The organism is Kitasatospora sp. SUK 42, from assembly GCF_015776785.2.
In the GTDB taxonomy this organism is placed as follows: Bacteria; Actinomycetota; Actinomycetes; order Streptomycetales; family Streptomycetaceae; genus Kitasatospora.
The window spans coordinates 1962023-1979965 of the sequence record NZ_LFMD02000002.1; the positions used below are offsets into that span (position 1 = coordinate 1962023).

The window sequence follows — 17943 nt, forward strand, 5'->3', positions numbered from 1 at the left end:
AAATGTCATGGGGGTGGAACCGGAGCGGCGGCGGGGAAGTGCCCGGGAAGTTCCGGGAAACGCCGAAGGCCCCCTCGATCGAGGGGGCCTTCGTACTGGAGCGGACGACGAGATTCGAACTCGCGACCCTCACCTTGGCAAGGTGATGCTCTACCAACTGAGCCACGTCCGCAGGACCAACTATTGTGTTGTGCTGTGCTCGCGCACTGCGAGCGGACGACGAGATTCGAACTCGCGACCCTCACCTTGGCAAGGTGATGCTCTACCAACTGAGCCACGTCCGCATGGTGCCTGGTGGGGCACCCGCCGCCTTGTTCGGATCTCTCCGTTGCGGCGACGAGGAATACTCTACAGCATCTTTCGGGGTGGTCGCCCCACCCTTTCGGTCCGGGCGGGCAGGGCGACCAGGGGCGGTGCCCCGGGAGGTCAGTTCGCCTCGGCGAACGCCTCGTACACGTGCTTGGGGATGCGGCCGCGGGCCGGAAGTTCCATGCCGCGGGACAGGGCCCAGGCGCGGACCGCGGCCGGGTCCGGGGTGAGCGCGGTGCGGCGGAAGGACTTTCCGGTGCGGCTCTGACGACGGCCGGCCGCGACGAACGGCGCGAGGGCCTCCCGCAGCTTTTCCGCGTTGTCCACGGACAGGTCGATCTCGTACGACTTCCCGTCGACGCCGAAGTGGACGGTTTCCGCGGCGGCGCCGCCGTCCAGGTCGTCGGAGAGCGTGACAACTACACGCTGAGCCATGGGTGTCAATCCTCTCGGGCAATTCGGTCGCCGGTTCGCGGGTACGCCCGGTGGCCTGATGTGCACCAACTCGCGCAAGCGCACACGGGCAGGCCTGGTGGCCCGCCGGATACGCAGCACTTGCCGCGACAGGTGGCCCTATTCTGCACCCGAAGGGGGTCGAAATCGAAGAGTCCGGCATTCTTTTCCGGATATTCACGAGTGTTCGCGCGACTCCCGGATACCGATGTGCGGGACGGGTCGATCTGTCCCCAAGTGCCGTATTCGGGTGTTCTTCGCGGATGCCTGTTCGGGGCCGTGAAACCGCAGAAACGGTTCGATCCGGGCGGGGGGCGGGGGTGTCGGATCCCTTGCGGCGTAAGGGTTCCGGGTCTACGCGCGTCACGTTCCCCGGCCAGCAATCCTGCCCGAAACGGCCGGTAGTCTGGAGTTCCCCCGCCTCACCGAAGACACCACCGGGAGTGCCAGTGGCACGCGTCGTAGTCGACGTCATGCTCAAGCCGGAGATCCTCGACCCCCAGGGACAGGCGGTGCAGCGTGCACTGCCCCGTCTCGGATTCACCGGGATCGCCGACGTCCGCCAGGGCAAGCGTTTCGAGCTGGAAGTGGAGGGCCCGGTCGACGACGCCGCGCTCGCCCGTATCCGCGAAGCCGCCGAGACGTTTCTCGCCAACACCGTGATCGAGGACTTCACCGTCCGGGTCGAGGAGGCGGCGAAGTGACCACCCGCATCGGCGTCGTCACTTTCCCCGGCTCCCTCGACGACCGCGACGCCCAGCGCGCGGTCCGCCTGGCCGGTGCCGAGCCGGTCGCCCTCTGGCACCGTGACAAGGATCTCCACCAGGTCGACGCCGTCGTCCTGCCGGGCGGATTCAGTTACGGCGACTATCTGCGCTGCGGCGCGATCTCCCGCTTCTCGCCCGTGATGGAGACCGTCATCGAGCAGGCGAAGCTCGGAATGCCGGTCCTCGGTATCTGCAACGGCTTCCAGGTGCTGTGCGAATCGCACCTGCTGCCCGGCGCGCTCCACCGGAACGACTCGCTGCACTTCGTCTGCCGCGACCAGAAGCTGCGCGTCGAGAACGCGGAGACCGCCTGGACCGGGGATTACTCGGCCGGCCAGGAAATCGTCGTCCCGCTGAAGAACGGCGAGGGCCGCTTCGTCGCCGACGAGCGCGTCCTGGACGAGCTGGAGGCGGAGGGCCGGGTCGTCGCCCGGTACCTGGACCTCAACCCGAACGGTTCGTACCGCGACATCGCCGGCATCACCAACGCCGCCGGCAATGTCGTCGGCCTGATGCCGCACCCGGAGCACGCCGTGGAGCCGCTCACCGGTCCGACCACCGAGGGCCTGGGCTTCTTCACTTCCGTCCTGAAGCAGCTGGTGAACGCCTGATGAGCCTCGACACCGTCAAGAACGCCGAGCAGACCCCGGACGCGGCCCAGCCCTGGGCCGAACTGGGCCTCAAGCAGGACGAGTACGCGCGCATCCGGGAGATTCTCGGCCGCCGCCCGACCGGCGCCGAACTCGCCATGTACTCGGTCATGTGGTCCGAGCACTGTTCGTACAAGAGCAGCAAGGTCCACCTGAAGCAGTTCGGCGAGAAGAAGCCGGATTCGGACGCGATGCTCGTCGGCATCGGCGAGAACGCCGGTGTGGTCGACGTCGGCCAGGGCTACGCGGTCACCTTCAAGGTCGAGTCGCACAACCACCCCTCGTACATCGAGCCCTACCAGGGCGCGGCCACCGGCATCGGCGGCATCGTGCGCGACATCCTCGCGATGGGCGCCCGCCCGGTCGCGGTGATGGACCCGCTGCGCTTCGGTGCGGCCGACCACCCGGACACCCGGCGCGTGCTGCCCGGGATCGTCGCGGGCATCGGCGGCTACGGCAACTGCCTGGGCCTGCCGAACATCGGCGGCGAGGTCGTCTTCGACTCCTGCTACCAGGGCAACCCGCTGGTCAACGCGCTGTGCGTGGGCGTCATGAAGCACGAGGACATCCACCTCGCGCAGGCCTCCGGCGCCGGCAACAAGGTCATCCTGTACGGAGCCCGCACCGGCGGCGACGGCATCGGCGGCGTCTCGGTGCTGGCCTCCGAGACCTTCGACGACACCAAGCCGGCCAAGCGCCCGGCGGTCCAGGTCGGCGACCCGTTCCAGGAGAAGCTCCTGATCGAGTGCACCCTGGAGATCTTCCGCGAGAAGCTCGTCAAGGGCATCCAGGACCTCGGCGGCGCCGGCCTGTCCTGCGCCACCAGCGAGCTGGCCTCGGCCGGCTCCGGCGGCATGCGGATCGACCTCGACACCGTGCACCTGCGCGACCACACGCTCTCGCCGGAGGAGATCCTCATGAGCGAGTCGCAGGAGCGCATGTGCGCGATCGTCGAGCCCGACAAGGTCGGCCGCTTCCTGGAGATCTGCGAGAAGTGGGACGTCATCGCCAACGTCATCGGTGAGGTGACCGACGGCGAGCGCCTGGAGATCTTCTGGCACGGCGAGCTGGTCGTGGACGTGCCGCCGCGCACCGTCGCCCACGAGGGCCCGACCTACGAGCGTCCGTACGCCCGCCCGAGCTGGCAGGACGCGCTGCAGGCCGACGCCCCCACCGCCGAGCGGCTGGCCCGCCCGACCACCGGCGAGGGCCTCAAGGCCGACCTGCTGAAGGTCGCGAGCCACCCGAACCAGGCCTCCAAGTCCTGGATCACCGACCAGTACGACCGCTACGTGCTCGGCAACACCGTGCTCTCGGCGGGCGAGGACTCGGGCATGATCCGGATCGACGAGGAGACCAACCTCGGCGTCTCGGTCGCCACCGACGGCAACGGCCGCTACGCCAAGCTGGACCCGTACACCGGCGCCCAGCTGGCCCTGGCCGAGGCGTACCGCAACGTCGCGGCCGGCGGTGCCAAGCCGCTCGCCGTCTCCGACTGCCTCAACTTCGGCTCCCCCGAGGACCCGGACGTGATGTGGCAGTTCGCCGAGGCCACCCGCGGCCTGGCCGACGCCTGCCTGGTCCTCGGCACCCCGGTCACCGGCGGCAACGTCTCGCTGTACAACCAGACCGGCGAGGTCGCCATCCACCCGACCCCGGTGGTCGCGGTGCTCGGCGTCATCGACGACGTCACCCGCCGCACCCCGGTCGCCTTCGCCGAGGAGGGGCAGCTGCTCTACCTGCTCGGCGACACCGAGGACGAGCTCGGCGGCTCGGCCTGGTCGCAGGTCGTCCACGACCACCTCGGCGGCCTGCCGCCCAAGGTGGACCTGGAGCGCGAGCGGCTGCTCGGCGAGATCCTGATCTCCGCCTCGCGCGACGGCATGATCGACGCCGCGCACGACCTGTCCGACGGCGGTCTCGGCCAGGCGCTGGTGGAGAGCTGCCTCAAGGGCGGCCACGGCGCGCGGATCGTCGTGCCCGAGGGCGTGGACCCGTTCGTCCTCCTGTTCTCGGAGTCGGCCGGCCGCGCCGTCGTGGCGGTGCCGCGCAGCGAGGAGCTCCGCTTCAACGACATGTGCATCGCGCGTGGCCTGCCGGCCACCCGGATCGGTGTCGTGGACGGCGACAGCCTGGACGTCCAGGGGCAGTTCACCGTCTCGCTGGCCGAGCTGAAGGACGCCCACACCGGCGTCATCGAGGCCCTGCTGGCCTGATCGGGCCCTGACCGAGGGGCGGACGGTTCGACTGAACCGTCCGCCCCTCGGCGTATGTTGGGGCGCATGCCTCCCAAGTCCCGTACGTACCAGCCGCAGAAGGTCCGCGCCGCGCTGACCGCCCAGACGCGGGCGCTGCGCTCCGTCGTGCAGGGCCTCACCGACGCGCAGTTGGACCTGCCGACCAGGCTGGGGGACTGGCGGGTCCGTGAGCTGCTCGCGCACCTCGCCGTCCAGCTCGACTTCCTCCCCGCCCACCTGGACGACCCGCTGGAGGGGCGCCCGCCGCTGGACCTGCCGGGCTGGGTGGCCGCGGTCGGCACCGTCGCGTCCGGGCTGGACGCGCAGACCCGGGAGCGGGCGGCGGCGGAGTTCGGCGGCGGCGCGGAGTCGGTGGCGGCGGCCTTCGGCCGGGCCGCGGACGCGCTGACCGGGCTGCTGGAGCGCCCGGAGGCCGCCGACCCGACGCGGCGCCTGGAGGTCCGGGTGGGCTCGATGCTGCTCGCCGACCTGCTGGTGACCAGGCTGGTGGAGACGGTGGTGCACGCCGACGACCTGGCGGCCGCGCTCGGTCAGGAGCCGTTCCCGCACGACCGCCAGGCCGTCGCCGCCACCACCCGGCTGCTCGCGGACGCCTTCGCCGACCGGGTGCCCGGTGGTGCGGTGGAGCTGCGGATCCCGCCGTACGCGGTGGTCCAGGCGGTGCCGGGGCCCAAGCACACCCGCGGCACCCCGCCGAACGTGGTCGAGACCGACCCGCTGACCTGGATCCGGCTGGCCACCGGCCGTACGGACTGGGCGGCGGCGCTGGCGGACGCCGAGGTGTCGGCCTCCGGGGAGCGCAGCGACCTGCGGGAGTACCTGCCGGTCCTGCACTGAGGCCTCATCGGACAGGCCTCAGTGCAGCTGTCCGGCCAGGGTCTCGGCGGCCTTGCGCAGTGGTTCGCCGGCGAGGGCCGGGTCCGGGTCGGCTCCGGCGGTGTTCTGGGAGAGCAGCAGCACCAGGTCCCCCTCGCCCCGGAGGGCGACGCGGGAGACGGCGGCCGTGCCCTGGCCCGGGGTGAGCCTGGTCTGCCCGACGGCGGGCCGGTCGCCGGCGAACCGGCTGAGCTGGTCCACGCTGAGCAGTCCGGCGCGCTGGATCGCGGGCAGCATCATGCTGACGCCGTAGTCGGTCTTCGGCACGGCCAGCAGCTCGACGTCGACGGTGGACGGGCCGACCGTGTACGAGCAGGTGATCTGGGCGCTCGGGGGAGTGGCCGGCATCTCGGTCATGGTCGGTGGGTGGGTGGCTCCCGACGGCCAGGGCTGGGCCGGAACGCCGTCGCCGGCGTTGCCCTTGACGGACCGCCCGTCCGTCACGGCGGGGGCGACGGCGCCGCCGATCCCGGCGTCGGCCGCGGCCTTCGTGAAGTCGAGGCCGAACGGGCAGGCGGTGGACCTGTTCTTGAACAGGTCCAGGGCGGTCGAGCGGACGCGGTCGTAGGAGAGCGGCCCGCCGCCCGTGCCGGCGCCGGAGGAGGACGAGCAGGCGGCGGCGCCGAGGGCGATCACGGCGGCGGTGAACACGGCGGTGGGCTTTCGGCGTTGGGCAGTGGTCATGACCGCAGGGTAGGCCGTGGTGGTGCCGGAGGGTTGCCGATCGGGTCTCAACTCCGTCGTACTACGGGACCGCGGGCCCGCTCAGGTAGGTGCCCTCCGCCGTGTACGGCCAGGCGTTGGGCGCGCAGCCCTTGAGGCCGTAGATCTGCTGCATCATCGCGGGCGCCGGCTTGCCCGGGCCGGGGCAGGTCTCGTGCCCGTGGCCGATCCGGTGGCCGACCTCGTGGTTGACGATGAGCGCCCGGTAGTCGTCCAGCGGGCCGCTGAACTGCGGCGAACCGGTGTTCCAGCGCTTGGAGTTGACCAGCACCTGGTTGCCGACGTTGCAGTTGACCTCGCCGTGGGTGTCCAGGCCGGAGGCGCCGCAGATCCGGTCCACGGTGGCCGGGGAGGCGATTTTCACGGTGAAGTCGTACGGACCGCTCGCGACCAGCTGGAAGCCGTTCCTGTGGTCGTTGGTCCAGCCGCGCCGGTCGCCGAGGATGCCGTGGATCTGTGCGGCGGCGGACGCGGCGTCGATGCCTATGCCGTTCTCGACCTCCACCCGGTAGCGGCGCACGGTGCCGTTGCCGACCGGCTTGGCGGTGGCGGGGGCGGTGCTGAAGGTGCCCGCGCCCTTGGTGGGGCCCGGGTCCGGCGCGGTGGGCGTGGGCGTGGGTGTCGGCGTCGCCGTGGGCGCCGGGGCGGGCGGCTCGGCCGGCGGCGGGGTCGGGACGGACGCCTGCTCGGCGGGCGGGGCGATCCGGGCCTGGGCGGTCGGTGCGGGGGCGGCGGGGCCCGAGGGCCGGTTCAGCGCGAAGGCGGCGGCGCCCAGCACCAGCACCGCGGCGACCAGTGCCGTGAGCATGCCAGGCCCGACTCTGCGGCGTGCCCGGCGGCGTCTACGGCCGCCGCGGGGGTTTCGAGCCGGGGCGGCTCGCCTGCTGGCGGGTCGGGCTGCGGGCACGACCGACACCTTGGCATGCGAACGGGTGAATGTCCACGTACCCGGTATGCGGGCCTCAGCTGCCCGGCAGCCCCAGGGAGCGGACGAGATCGAGCAGTTCGAGCCTGTACAGACGGTCCGGGTGGTGCGCCTGCGGGCCCAGGTGACCGTGCAGCTCCAGGGCGACCGGGCCGTGCATCCGCCCCCAGAGCCGCAGCGCCAGGGCGACGGCGGCGGGCGGGAGGTCCGGGTGCCGCTCGCGGACCTTGGCCGCGAGGTCCTCGGAGAAGTCGCTCCACCGCGCCGACGGGTCCTCCTGCGACGTCCGGGCGCTCGGCCAGGCCGCCGCGACCAGGCCGACCAGCCCGAGGCAGGCACGCCCCGCGGCCTCCGGGGCGGGGCCTTCGACGGGCGGGCGGTAGCCGGCCACGGGATCGCCGTAGAGCAGCCGGAAGCCCTGCGGATTGGCCAGCGACCAGGCGCGCAGGGCCTCGCCCCAGGCCACGATCCGGCCGCCGGGGTCGTCCTCGGGCACCGCGTCCCGGGCGGCCTCCACGGCCTCCACCAGGGCGGTGTAGACGTCGCCGATCAGTGTGGAGATCAGGTCGTCGCGGGTGTCGAAGTAGCTGTAGATCGCGCTGCCGCTCATGTCCATCTCGCGGGCGATGGCGCGCAGCGAGATGGCGTCGGCGCCCTGCTCGGCCATGTGCTCCAGGGCGATCCGCTTGATCTCGGCGGTGGTCTGGGCCCGCAGGCGGGCGCGTCGGCCCGGTTTCCGATCTTCCACGCTTGACATCGTACAGCGCTGCATTAGAGTGCGATGCGCTAAATCAGAACGGTGCACGGAAAACGCGCGCCGAACAGGGGAGGGGGCGTCATGGAGAGCAAGGCCGTGCTGTTCGACGAGATCGGCGGACCGGAGGTCCTGCGGCTGGAGAAGGTCGCGCTGGCGGACCCGGGTGCGGGGGAGGTGCTGGTCCGGATCGACGCGATCGGCCTGAACCGGGCCGAGGCGCTGTTCCGCTCCGGCGGCTACTGGTACGACGCGACCCTGCCGGGCTCCCGGCTCGGCGCGGAGGCGGCGGGCGAGGTGGTCGCGCTCGGCCCCGAGGTGGACGGCTTCGCGCCGGGCGACGCGGTGAGCGTCCTGGCCACCGGCACCGGAATGTCCCACGCCGGCGTGTACGGCGATCACGTGGTGGTGCCCGCGACGACCCTGCTGCGCCGGCCCGCGGACATGGACGCCGTCACCGGGGCGGCCGTCTGGCTGTCCTACCTGACCGCCTACGGCGCGCTGGTCGAGGTCGGCCGGATCGCGCCCGGCGACCACGTGGTGATCACCGCCGCCTCCAGCAGCGTCGGCGTCGCCGCGATCCAGATCGTGACGGCCCTCGGCGGCGTCCCGGTCGCCGTGACCCGGACGGAGGCCAAGGCCGACCGGCTGCGGGCGGTCGGCGCCGCCCACGTGGTGGTCGCGGACGGCGGCCCCGAACTGGTGGCGAAGGTGCGGGAGGTGACCGGGGACGCGGGCGCGCGGATCGTGTTCGATCCGGTCGCCGGTCCGGGCCTGGCCGACCTCGCCACGCTGGTCGCGCGCGGCGGAGTGCTGATCGTCTACGGCTGGCTGGACCCGAGGCCCGCGCCGTTGCCGATGAACTGGCCGCTGAACGTCTGGGGCTACGCGCTGTCCGCCCTGGTCGCCGACCCGGAGGCGCTCCGCCGGGGCCAGGACTTCGTCCACGCCGGGCTCCGCGCGGGCACCCTCGCGCCGCTGATCGACCGCACCTTCGACCTGGAGGAGATCGTCGACGCCCACCGGCACATGGAGGCCAACGGACAGGTCGGCAAGATCGTGGTGACCGTCCGGCACTGACCCCAGGGTGATCCTGTGAGGGTGGTGCCGATCCCGGGCACGGCGGTTGACCGGTGGGTCCCGGATGGCAGACTGCACTGCATGGCGATTCACAGGAACCTACTCGACGGCCCCGAACCGACCCTCCTGCCGGAGGACGAGCAGCCCTACCGGATGCTCGCGGAGGAGTCGGCCTCACCGACCCAGGTGGCGGCCGAGTACCCGACCTTCTGCCTGGCCTGGGCCATGCTCGCCGACGACGCCTTCGCGGCCGGCCGCTACGTCGAGTCGTACGCCTACGCCCGTACCGGCTACCACCGCGGCCTGGACGCGCTGCGCCGCAACGGCTGGAAGGGCCACGGGCCGGTGCCGTGGGAGCACCGCGGCAACCGCGGCTTCCTGCGCTGCCTGGCGGCGCTCGCCCGGGCGGCCGGCGCGATCAAGGAGACCGAGGAGGAGACCCGCTGCTGGCAGTTCCTGAAGGACAGCAGCGCGGAGGCGTACGCGGAGCTCAAGCAGTAGTCCGAAAGCGTTGACGGAGACGACCGTGCCCCCGGCGGAGGACCGCCGGGGGCACGCGCGTCTCACGCGGTCAGCGCGTTCACTTCAGGCGCTTGCCCGCCGAACGCAGCTGCTCGGCGGCCTCGCGCACGCGGGCGGCCATGCCGGCCTCGGCCAGCTTGCCCCAGGTGCGGGGGTCGTAGGTGTTCTTCTTGCCGACCTCGCCGTCGACCTTCAGCACGCCGTCGTAGTTGGCGAACATGTGGCCGGCGACCGGGCGGGTGAAGGCGTACTGGGTGTCGGTGTCCAGGTTCATCTTCACGACGCCGTTCTCCAGCGCGGTGGCGATCTCCTCCGCGGAGGAGCCCGAGCCGCCGTGGAAGACGAAGTCGAACGGGTCGGTCTTGCCGTACTGCTTGCCGATCGCGTCCTGCAGCTCGCGCAGCAGCTCCGGCTTCAGCACGACGTTGCCCGGCTTGTACACGCCGTGCACGTTGCCGAAGGAGGCGGCCAGCAGGTAGCGGCCCTTCTCGCCCAGGCCCAGCGCCTCGGCGGTGCGCACGGCGTCGTTGACGGTGGTGTACAGCTCGTCGTTGATCTCGTGCGTGACACCGTCCTCCTCGCCGCCGGTCGGGGTGATCTCGACCTCAAGGATGATCTTGGCGGCGGCGGCCTGGGCCAGCAGCTCCTGGGCGATGGCCAGGTTGTCGGACAGGGTCTCGGCCGAGCCGTCCCACATGTGCGACTGGAACAGCGGGTTCTCGCCCTTGGCCACGCGCTCGGCGGAGATCGCCAGCAGGGGGCGGACGTAGCCGTCCAGCTTGTCCTTCGGGCAGTGGTCGGTGTGCAGCGCGACCGTGATGTCGTACTTGGCGGCGACGATGTGCGCGAACTCGGCGAGCGCGACCGCGCCGGTCACCATGTCCTTGTTGTGCTGGCCGCCCAGGAACTCCGCGCCACCGGTCGAGATCTGGATGATGCCGTCGCTCTCGGCCTCGGCGAAACCACGCAGTGCGGCGTGCAGCGTCTGCGACGAGGTGACGTTGATGGCCGGGTAGGCGAACTTGCCCGCCTTGGCCCGGTCCAGCATCTCGTTGTAGACCTCGGGAGTTGCGATGGGCATGCGATCCGCTCCTGTCGGGTTGCGGCGTACGGACGGGTGCTGTCCGACGCTTTGTACGCCTTCGTGACGACTCCGTGCCGGCCCGCCGACGCGCGGCGCTGCGGTGTGGCTCTCCGGCACCAAGGTTCGAGGCGGCCACCGCGGTACGGCCATGAGGGTGGGACCGCCGCGGACCGGACGCCTGGGCCATCTTCCCAGACTCGTGCCCGCAGGTCAGCAGGAGCCCGCCTGTCGGGACGTCGGACCGGGGCACTCGACCGGAACCCGTCGACGGGGCTCGGCCGGAAGTCACCGGCAAGATGCGCCCGCTATCCTGCGCCCGTGGACTACAACCAGCTGGCCGTCAACCTGCTCGACGCCAAATCCCTGATCTCGTCCCTCGGCGCCATCGGGCTGATCGCGATCATCTTCGCGGAGACCGGCCTGCTGGTCGGCTTCTTCTTCCCGGGCGACTCGTTGCTGATCCTCGCGGGTGTCGCCGCCTCGAACGCCGCCTCCTCGGTGCTCGGCGACGGCGCCAAGCTGCCGATAGCCGTGCTGCTCGTCGGCTGCCCGATCGCGGCGATCGCCGGTGCCCAGCTGGGGCACCTGATCGGCGTCAAGGTCGGGCCGAAGATGTTCGACAAGCCCGATTCGAAGATCTTCCGCCGCGAGTACGTGGTGAAGGCGGAGGAGTACTTCAACAAGTTCGGCTCCGGCAAGGCCGTGGTGCTGGCCCGCTTCATGCCGATCATCCGCACCTTCCTGAACCCGGTGGCCGGCACCCTGGAGATGCCCGCCAAGACCTTCTTCGTCTGGAACGTCGTCGGCGGTGTGCTGTGGACCGAGTCCATGCTGCTGATCGGCTACTTCTTCGGTGACGCGCTCGCCCCGGTGATCGACAAGTACCTGATCCCGGCGGTGCTGCTGATCGTCCTGCTGTCGATCTCGCCGATCCTGATCGAGGTCATGCGGGAGCGGAAGAAGAAGAAGGCGGGCGGCGCCGAGGCCGCCGCCGAGGCCACGCAGGCCGGCAGCGGGCGCCACCGGCGAGGCTGAACCCCCGGGCGAGGCTGAACCTCCGGGCGACGGACGACGAAGGGCCGGGCCCCGTTCCACGTGGTTTCACGTGAAACAGGGCCCGGCCCTTCGCTTCGTGCGTCCGTGTGCGGGGTGTCCGCGGGGGTCAGAGGCCCAGGTCGGCCAGGTCGTACGCGGTCACGTACTCCAGGCCCTGCGCCTCGACGGCGGCCGCGCCACCGCGCTCGACGATCACCGCGACGCCGACCACCTCGGCGCCCGCCTCACGCAGCGCCTCGACGGCGGTCAGCACCGAGCCACCGGTGGTGGAGGTGTCCTCGACCGCCAGCACCCGGCGGCCCTTCACGTCAGGGCCCTCGATCCGGCGCTGCAGGCCGTGCGCCTTGCCGGTCTTGCGGACGACGAAGGCGTCCAGCTGACGCCCGCGCGCGGCGGCGGCGTGCAGCATCGAGGTGGCCACCGGGTCGGCGCCCAGGGTCAGACCGCCGACGGCGTCGTACTCCAGGTGCGAGGTCGCGTCCAGCATCACCCGGCCGACCAGCGGGGCGGCCACGCCGTCCAGCGTGATCCGGCGAAGGTCGACGTAGTAGTCGGCCTCCTTGCCGGAGGAGAGGGTGACCTTGCCGTGCACGACGGCCTTGTCCTTGATCTGTGCCAGCAGGGCGTCGCGGTCGTTGCTCATGAGCGTTCAGTCTAGGCCCTGTCTCCCGGCTCAGCGCCGACGCAGCGCCCTGACCAGCACCACCGCGCCGCCCAGCAGGGCCACCGAGCCGCCGATCACCCACGGCACCGCACTGCGGCCGCCGGTGCCCGGCACCACGATGCCGCCGGCCTCGCCGCCCCAGCGGGACGCCGCCCGGGCCCGCGCGCTGCGGGCCGGCAGCGCCGGGGCGTAGCGGCCGCGCGGCGGGGCGTGGTCCACCTCCTCGGCCGACCGGCCGACGATGCTGCGGCGCACCGGGCCGCTGAGCTCCGGCGTGTCCTCGTAGGCGAACAGGGGCTCGACGGGGAGCTCCTCGGCGACCTCGTCCTGGTGGCCGCCCTGGGCCTCGTCGTCCTCGTCCCCGTCCTCGTCGTCCTCGTCCTCGTCCTCGTCCTCGTCGTCGGCGGAGCCGGTCGGGAGGCCGAAGCGCTCGGCGTCGGCGTCGGAGAAGGCGATCAGGTCGGAGAGGTCGTCGTCGAGGTCCTCGCCGGGCTGGTCCTGGTGCTCCTCGATGGAGACGACCTCGGCGTCCGGCCGCTCGGTGGCCTGCTCCTCGGCGGTCTCCTCGACGGTCTCGCCGTCGCCGTCGAGGTCCGCCTCGGGCTCGGTCCCGGCCTCCGGGGAGGTGAGCGCGGTGGCGAACCGGTCCAGCAGGCGGCGTCCGGTGGTGTCCAGGGTCTCGGCGTCGAACTCGGTCAGCCGACCGGTGGCGCTCAGGTCGCCGGTGAAGCGGATCGTCGAGGTGCCGTCCTCGGCGCCCGGCAGGACGCTGACCCGCACGGTGGCGGTCGCCTCCCCGCTGCCCCGGGCCTCCTCGCCCTCGGCGAGCACGGTCAGCACGCCCTCCCGGCCCTCGATCAGCGACAGCACGCCCTTGTACGTGATCGTGGAGCCGCCGACGCGCAGCTTCAGCCGCCCGCCGATCTCCTCGGCCGGCCCACTTCCGACCGCCGCCGGCTCGGTGCTCAGCCCCGGCACGCTCCGCGCCAGCAGCGCCGGATCCTGCAAGGCCTGCCGCACCAGCTCTGCGGACATCGGGACGACAACCTCATGCTCCATGTCACGGAGCCTACCGACTGGGCCCCGCCCGGTCCCCACCCACCACCGCCCGACTTTTCCCCGCCCCCCATCGCTCGGACACCGCCCGCCCCCACGGCCGCAGGCCTCAGCGGGGCCCAGGAAGAGGCCGCAGAGCCTCCCGACCGGGCCCCGCCGGGTCCCCTACCCGCCCCGCCCGACCTTCCCCCGCCCTCTGCGGCTTGGGGGCTGCCCGTGTTTGGCCCGCTGCCGCCTGCGGTGGCCCGCCCGCCGCTGGGGCGTCAGCCGGGGTCCCACCACTACCGCCCGCCTTGCCCCAGCCTCCGCTGCTCGGCGTCAGCCGGGGCCCCACCTCCACTGCCCGACTTTTCCCCGCCCTCTGCGGCTCGGGCGCCGCCCGTGTTCGGCCCACTGCCGCCTGCGGTGGCCCACCCGCCGCTGGGGCGTCAGCGGAGGCCGAGGGGCCGCAGAGCCTGCCGACCGGGCCCCGCCGGCCCGCTGCCGCCTGCGGTGGCCCGCCCGCCGCTGGGGCGTCAGCGGAGGCCGAGGGGCCGCAGAGTCTGCCGACCGGGCCGCGCCGGGTCCTCACCCGCCACTGGAGGGCGTCAGCGGGGCCCGAGGAGGGTGAGGGGGGCCGGTGGGCGGGTGGGGCGGAGGGTGGTGAGGAGGGTCGCGGAGGTGTGGAGGTCGGTGGGGGTGAGGGCGCGGGGCGGTGGGGCGTCGGGGGCGAGGGTGAGCGGCGGCGGGGTGGCGGCGGCGAGGAGGAAGTCCTGGGCGGCGTCCGGCGGGCCGGGGCGGCAGGTGGCGGTGGCGCCGCCCTGGACGGCGTACGGGGTGGTCCGCAGCCCCGCTGCCCGCAGGCCGGACTCAATCCGCCAGAGGCCCTCCTCGTCCCCGCCGGCCCGGACGGCGATCCGGCCGCCGGGGGCCAGCAGCCGGGCGGCGAGGCCGTAGAACTCCTGGGAGTGGAACGTGACCGGTCCGCCGTCCGAGGGTGCGGGCAGGTCGGCGACCACCACGTCGTACTCCTCGTCGGGCGTGCCCCGCAGCCAGGCCATCGGGTCGGCGGCCGTGGTGCGGACCCGGGGGTCGTCCAGGGAGTGGCCGGTGAGGGCGGCGAGCCCGGGGTCGGTGCGGGCGAGCCGGGGGAGTGCGGGGTCGGCGTCGACCAGCCGGACGGAGCGGACCCCGCGGTGCCGCAGCACCTCCCGCAGGGCGAGGCCGTCGCCGCCGCCGAGCAGCAGCACCCTGGTGTCCGGTCCGGCGGCCATGGCGGGGTGGACGAGGGCCTCGCTGCCGCGGTACTCGTCGGGTCCGCAGACCGCGAGCCGGCCGTCGAGGTAGAGCCGGAGCGGGCCCTCGGCGGGGCCGGTGAGCACGATCTCCTGGTGCCGGCCGTGGGCGGCGTAGCGGATCTGGTCGCCGTACAGGGCGTGCCGGGCGGCGCGTTCGATCGCGTCGGAGCCGGCCGCGGCGGCCGCGAGCAGGGCGAGGACGGCCAGGCAGCCGCCCCAGAGCAGCCGTCGTATCCGGGGGGCCGGTTCCTCGCGGAACAGCCAGAGCACCACGGCGGCCCCGGCGACGGCGTTGACCGCCCCGGTGAGCAGGGCGCCGTCGCCGGGGCCGAGGCGGGGGAGGATGAGGAAGGGGAAGGCGAGGCCGCCGATCAGGGCGCCCACGTAGTCGGCGGCGAACAGGTCGGCGACGGCGCGGCCGGCGTCCTCGCGCCGGATCCGCTGGATGAGGGTCATCAGCAGGGGGATCTCGGCGCCGATCAGAGTGCCGATCAGGCAGGTGAGGCCGACCATCGCGGCCTGGTAGCGGCCGAGCCAGGCCCAGCAGGAGTACAGGGCGAGGACGGAGAGCCCGCCGGTGAGCGCGAGGGCGCACTCGACGAGGGCGAAGCCGGTCGCGGGCCGGCTGGTGAACCGCTTGGCGAGCAGCGAGCCGAGGCCCATCGCGAACACCATGACGGAGAGCACGACCGAGGTTTGGGTGACGGCGTCCCCGAGCAGGTAGTCGCCGAGCGCCACGAGTTCGAGCTCGTAGACGAGTCCGCAGGCCGCGCAGATGAACGCGGCCAGCAGGACGGACAGGCGGGCGAGCCGGGGGCGGGAGCGCAGCCGGGGCCGACGGCGGGTGGGCAGGGGGATGAGGTCGCGCCCGGGCCGGGGTGGGTTGCCGTCGTGGAGGTCCACTCGCGGGTGGGCGGGCGGACCGGCCGGATGGTTGATCACGAACAAACGCTAGGGGACGTGCGGGACGGATAGCTGCGCCCATTTGACGGACAGTGAGGGCCGCCAGATTGACGAACCGTTCCTGCGTACGATTCGTAGGCCCGCGCTGTGCGGCCTCTGTCCGGATCGGGGCGTCGGCGCGTCACGCCCTCGGCACCACCAGCGAGGAGCGGGTGCAGACCAGCTGCCCCTCCTGCGGGTAGGCGTGCCAGGTCCGCCAGAGCAGCCGGTTCTCGCCGCCCTGGGTGACCAGGGCGGTGAAGGCGCTCGGGTCGCCCGGGAAGACCCCGGCGAGGCCGCGCGGGTGCCCCTCGACCAGGGCGAGCAACTCCTGGGCGCGGGCCGCGAAGTCGTGCGGGGGCAGGGCCTCGATCCGGGCGGCGAACTCGTACTCCCAGCCGCCGACCTGCTCGGCCACCCGGGCCGGCAGCGGGGTGCGGCGGCCGGGCAGGCAGGCGACGGTCTCCAGGCACTCGCCGGGGCCGGCCTTGATCACCACCTGGTGCGAGGCCCCCAGCAGTCGCAGCTGGAGGGTGCCGGAGGTGCCGGGGAGACAGCCGTCGAGTCTCAGGTCGCGGACCGCGAGCGCGGGCAGCGGGTCGCCGCCGAGGCACCAGGCGAGGTCACCGGCGCGGGTGTCCGTGTAGGAGGTCTGCAGTGTGGTGAGCATGCTCGGCTCCGCGTTTCAGCTCCGTGCGCGCCCGCCGAGCAGCAGCGAGTAGGCCTAGGCGATGGCGAGGCTGTTCGCGGCTGTGCGGCCCTGGGCGCGGCCGACCGTGGAAGGAAGGATTCCGGCTGGAGATTCAGCAGCAGAGAAGCACGAATACGTCGGGTCCGTCGGTGATTTACCCATCTTTGTCAAGCATTCACCGTTTCGAGCACACCTGCTCCCCGGGTCTGATCGACCCGGTGTGCGAGTTTGCACAGCGTGCGCCCTTGCGACCGGGTTGTGCGCCGTGCGCGCCGGTAGTGCGCCGACGGTGCGCAGCATGCTCCACCGCCCTCCACGCGAGGGAGGTGGAGGGCGGTCGGGCGGTGCCGGGCATGCTGACGACATTGCCACGTCGGCGGCAACAGGGCATGTGGATCAAGTGAGTTGGGGTCGGATCAGAACTGGTGTCGGGCCGGGACGGCCCCGTTCGACGGGGGCGCGCTGGTGCTCGCGTGCGCCGTGGGCGCGCAACTCCCAACCGGAGGGTCTCGTTCCTTTGCAACGGGCGGGGCGGGACAGGGTATGGCGGGGCCCGGAGACGTCATGACACATGATCAGGAGAACTCCGGAGGACCGGAGTTGACGCCGGTCAGAGCCTCCGGAGCCGGGCGGCGGCCTCCTGGAGGACCTCGTCCTTCTTGCAGAAGGCGAAGCGGACCTGGCTGCGGCCGGCTTCGGTGTTGTCGTAGAAGACGGCGTTGGGGATGGCGACGACGCCGCAGCGCTCGGGGAGGGCGCGGCAGAACTCGATGCCGTCCTTCTCGCCGAGCGGGGTGATGTCGGTGGTGATGAAGTAGGTGCCCTCGGGGGTGAAGGCGCGGAAGCCGGCAGCGGTGAGGCCGTCCAGCAGCAGGTCGCGCTTGCGCAGCAGGTCGGCGCGGAGGGTGTCGAAGTAACCGTCGGGCAGGCGCAGGGCCTCGGCGACGGCGTACTGGAAGGGACCCGCGCTGACGTACGTCAGGTACTGCTTGGCGGTGCGGACCGCCGAGACCAGCGCCGGGCTCGCGGTGACCCAGCCGACCTTCCAGCCGGTGAAGGAGAAGGTCTTGCCGGCCGAGGAGATGCAGACGGTGCGCTCGCGCATGCCGGGCAGGGCGGCGATCGGGTGGTGGACGGCGCCGAAGACCAGGTGCTCGTAGACCTCGTCGGTGATCACCAGCAGGTCGTGCTCGACGGCGAGTTCGGCGATCCCGGCGAGCTCCTCGGCGGTCAGCACGGTGCCGGTGGGGTTGTGCGGGGTGTTGATCAGCAGCAGCCGGGTGCGCGGGGTGATCAGGGCGCGCAGCTCGTCCAGGTCGGGGCGGAAGTCCGGGGCCCGGAGGGTGAGCGGGCGGCGGGTGGCGCCGGCCATCGCGATGCAGGCGGCGTAGGAGTCGTAGAAGGGTTCGAGGGCGATCACCTCGTCACCGGGCTCCAGCAGGGCGAGCAGGGCGGCGGCGATCGCCTCGGTGGCGCCGGCGGTGACCAGCACCTCGGTGTCCGGGTCGTAGGCGAGGCCGTGGAAGCGCTGCTGGTGCTCGGCGATGGCGGTGCGCAGCTCGGGGATGCCGGGGCCGGGCGGGTACTGGTTGCCGCGGCCCTCGCGCAGGGCCCGTACGGCCGCCTCGCGGACCTCCTCGGGCCCGTCGGTGTCGGGGAAGCCCTGGCCGAGGTTGATCGATCCGGTGGCGGTGGCCAGCGCGGACATCTCGGCGAAGATCGTCGTTCCCATTCCGGCCAGTCGGCGGTTCAGCAGCGGCCTGGTACCCATCGGTGGCTCCTCACGCGTGGTCGTCGCGCCCATCCTGGGACAGCCGGTGGCCGGGGACAAGGACGACCCGGAAACAGGAGGCGGG

At 72.6% G+C, this 17943-nt stretch carries 17 protein-coding genes and 2 tRNA genes; 7 read left to right on the plus strand and 12 right to left on the minus strand.

What is annotated here, in order from left to right:
* Positions 1 to 96 precede the first annotated feature (96 nt).
* The 3 genes from RZ50_RS08520 to RZ50_RS08530 all read right to left on the minus strand — a co-directional run bounded on the left by RZ50_RS08520 (position 97) and on the right by RZ50_RS08530 (position 744).
* Positions 97 to 172 (minus strand) — tRNA-Gly (locus tag RZ50_RS08520).
* Positions 173 to 211: 39 nt separating this feature from the next.
* A tRNA-Gly gene (locus tag RZ50_RS08525) sits at positions 212 to 284 on the minus strand.
* 142 nt (positions 285 to 426) lie between these two features.
* The gene (locus RZ50_RS08530; protein WP_030056585.1) at positions 427 to 744 is read right to left on the minus strand and encodes an Lsr2 family protein; all 318 of its coding nucleotides are present in this window, start codon (positions 742 to 744) and stop codon (positions 427 to 429) included.
* 467 nt (positions 745 to 1211) lie between these two features.
* On the opposite strand from RZ50_RS08530, the gene purS reads away from it, so the two are divergent.
* From purS to RZ50_RS08550, 4 genes are all read left to right on the plus strand, one after another.
* Positions 1212 to 1466, plus strand: coding sequence for a phosphoribosylformylglycinamidine synthase subunit PurS (gene purS / locus RZ50_RS08535; RefSeq protein ID WP_045692676.1), 255 nt, complete (start codon positions 1212 to 1214; stop codon positions 1464 to 1466).
* On the plus strand, positions 1463 to 2140 hold the full coding sequence (gene purQ / locus RZ50_RS08540; protein WP_196950630.1) for a phosphoribosylformylglycinamidine synthase subunit PurQ: 678 nt from the start codon (positions 1463 to 1465) through the stop codon (positions 2138 to 2140). Before purS ends, purQ begins: the two co-directional genes overlap by 4 nt.
* Positions 2140 to 4395, plus strand: coding sequence for a phosphoribosylformylglycinamidine synthase subunit PurL (gene purL / locus RZ50_RS08545; protein ID WP_196950629.1), 2256 nt, complete (start codon positions 2140 to 2142; stop codon positions 4393 to 4395). Before purQ ends, purL begins: the two co-directional genes overlap by 1 nt.
* Before the next feature lie 66 nt (positions 4396 to 4461).
* On the plus strand, positions 4462 to 5274 hold the full coding sequence (locus RZ50_RS08550; RefSeq protein WP_196950628.1) for a maleylpyruvate isomerase family mycothiol-dependent enzyme: 813 nt from the start codon (positions 4462 to 4464) through the stop codon (positions 5272 to 5274).
* Between the two features lie 18 nt (positions 5275 to 5292).
* Here the strand turns inward: RZ50_RS08550 and RZ50_RS08555 are convergent, their stop codons facing one another.
* From RZ50_RS08555 to RZ50_RS08565, 3 genes are all read right to left on the minus strand, one after another.
* Positions 5293 to 5997: a hypothetical protein gene (locus RZ50_RS08555; protein WP_196950627.1), complete on the minus strand. Its 705-nt coding sequence runs from the start codon at positions 5995 to 5997 to the stop codon at positions 5293 to 5295.
* A 61-nt stretch (positions 5998 to 6058) separates the two neighbouring features.
* The gene (locus RZ50_RS08560) at positions 6059 to 6844 is read right to left on the minus strand and encodes a DUF3152 domain-containing protein (RefSeq protein WP_196950626.1); all 786 of its coding nucleotides are present in this window, start codon (positions 6842 to 6844) and stop codon (positions 6059 to 6061) included.
* A 154-nt stretch (positions 6845 to 6998) separates the two neighbouring features.
* The gene (locus tag RZ50_RS08565) at positions 6999 to 7718 is read right to left on the minus strand and encodes a TetR/AcrR family transcriptional regulator (RefSeq protein WP_196950625.1); all 720 of its coding nucleotides are present in this window, start codon (positions 7716 to 7718) and stop codon (positions 6999 to 7001) included.
* A gap of 81 nt (positions 7719 to 7799) precedes the next feature.
* Between RZ50_RS08565 and RZ50_RS08570 the strand changes: the two genes are divergently transcribed.
* Positions 7800 to 8795, plus strand: a complete 996-nt coding sequence (locus RZ50_RS08570; protein WP_196950624.1) for a zinc-dependent alcohol dehydrogenase family protein — start codon at positions 7800 to 7802, stop codon at positions 8793 to 8795.
* Between the two features lie 81 nt (positions 8796 to 8876).
* A complete protein-coding gene (locus RZ50_RS08575) occupies positions 8877 to 9296 on the plus strand; it encodes a DUF3151 domain-containing protein (protein ID WP_196950623.1) in 420 nt (139 codons plus the stop codon).
* 79 nt (positions 9297 to 9375) lie between these two features.
* Here RZ50_RS08575 and fbaA read toward each other — a convergent pair whose 3' ends face one another.
* The gene (gene fbaA / locus RZ50_RS08580) at positions 9376 to 10398 is read right to left on the minus strand and encodes a class II fructose-bisphosphate aldolase (protein WP_196950622.1); all 1023 of its coding nucleotides are present in this window, start codon (positions 10396 to 10398) and stop codon (positions 9376 to 9378) included.
* Between the two features lie 321 nt (positions 10399 to 10719).
* On the opposite strand from fbaA, the gene RZ50_RS08585 reads away from it, so the two are divergent.
* A complete protein-coding gene (locus RZ50_RS08585; protein WP_196950621.1) occupies positions 10720 to 11436 on the plus strand; it encodes a DedA family protein in 717 nt (238 codons plus the stop codon).
* Between the two features lie 127 nt (positions 11437 to 11563).
* On the opposite strand, the gene pyrE is transcribed toward RZ50_RS08585, so the two are convergent.
* The 5 genes from pyrE to RZ50_RS08610 form a co-directional block, all read right to left on the minus strand.
* On the minus strand, positions 11564 to 12100 hold the full coding sequence (gene pyrE / locus RZ50_RS08590) for an orotate phosphoribosyltransferase (protein ID WP_196950620.1): 537 nt from the start codon (positions 12098 to 12100) through the stop codon (positions 11564 to 11566).
* A 30-nt stretch (positions 12101 to 12130) separates the two neighbouring features.
* Positions 12131 to 13180: a CoxG family protein gene (locus tag RZ50_RS08595; protein WP_196950619.1), complete on the minus strand. Its 1050-nt coding sequence runs from the start codon at positions 13178 to 13180 to the stop codon at positions 12131 to 12133.
* A 584-nt stretch (positions 13181 to 13764) separates the two neighbouring features.
* On the minus strand, positions 13765 to 15396 hold the full coding sequence (locus RZ50_RS08600; RefSeq protein ID WP_374199886.1) for a polyamine aminopropyltransferase: 1632 nt from the start codon (positions 15394 to 15396) through the stop codon (positions 13765 to 13767).
* Between the two features lie 142 nt (positions 15397 to 15538).
* The gene (locus RZ50_RS08605; RefSeq protein ID WP_196950618.1) at positions 15539 to 16066 is read right to left on the minus strand and encodes a DUF2617 family protein; all 528 of its coding nucleotides are present in this window, start codon (positions 16064 to 16066) and stop codon (positions 15539 to 15541) included.
* Positions 16067 to 16697: 631 nt separating this feature from the next.
* Positions 16698 to 17858 (minus strand): pyridoxal phosphate-dependent aminotransferase, encoded by a 1161-nt coding sequence (locus tag RZ50_RS08610; RefSeq protein WP_196950617.1) that lies wholly within the window; start codon positions 17856 to 17858, stop codon positions 16698 to 16700.
* Positions 17859 to 17943 lie beyond the last annotated feature (85 nt).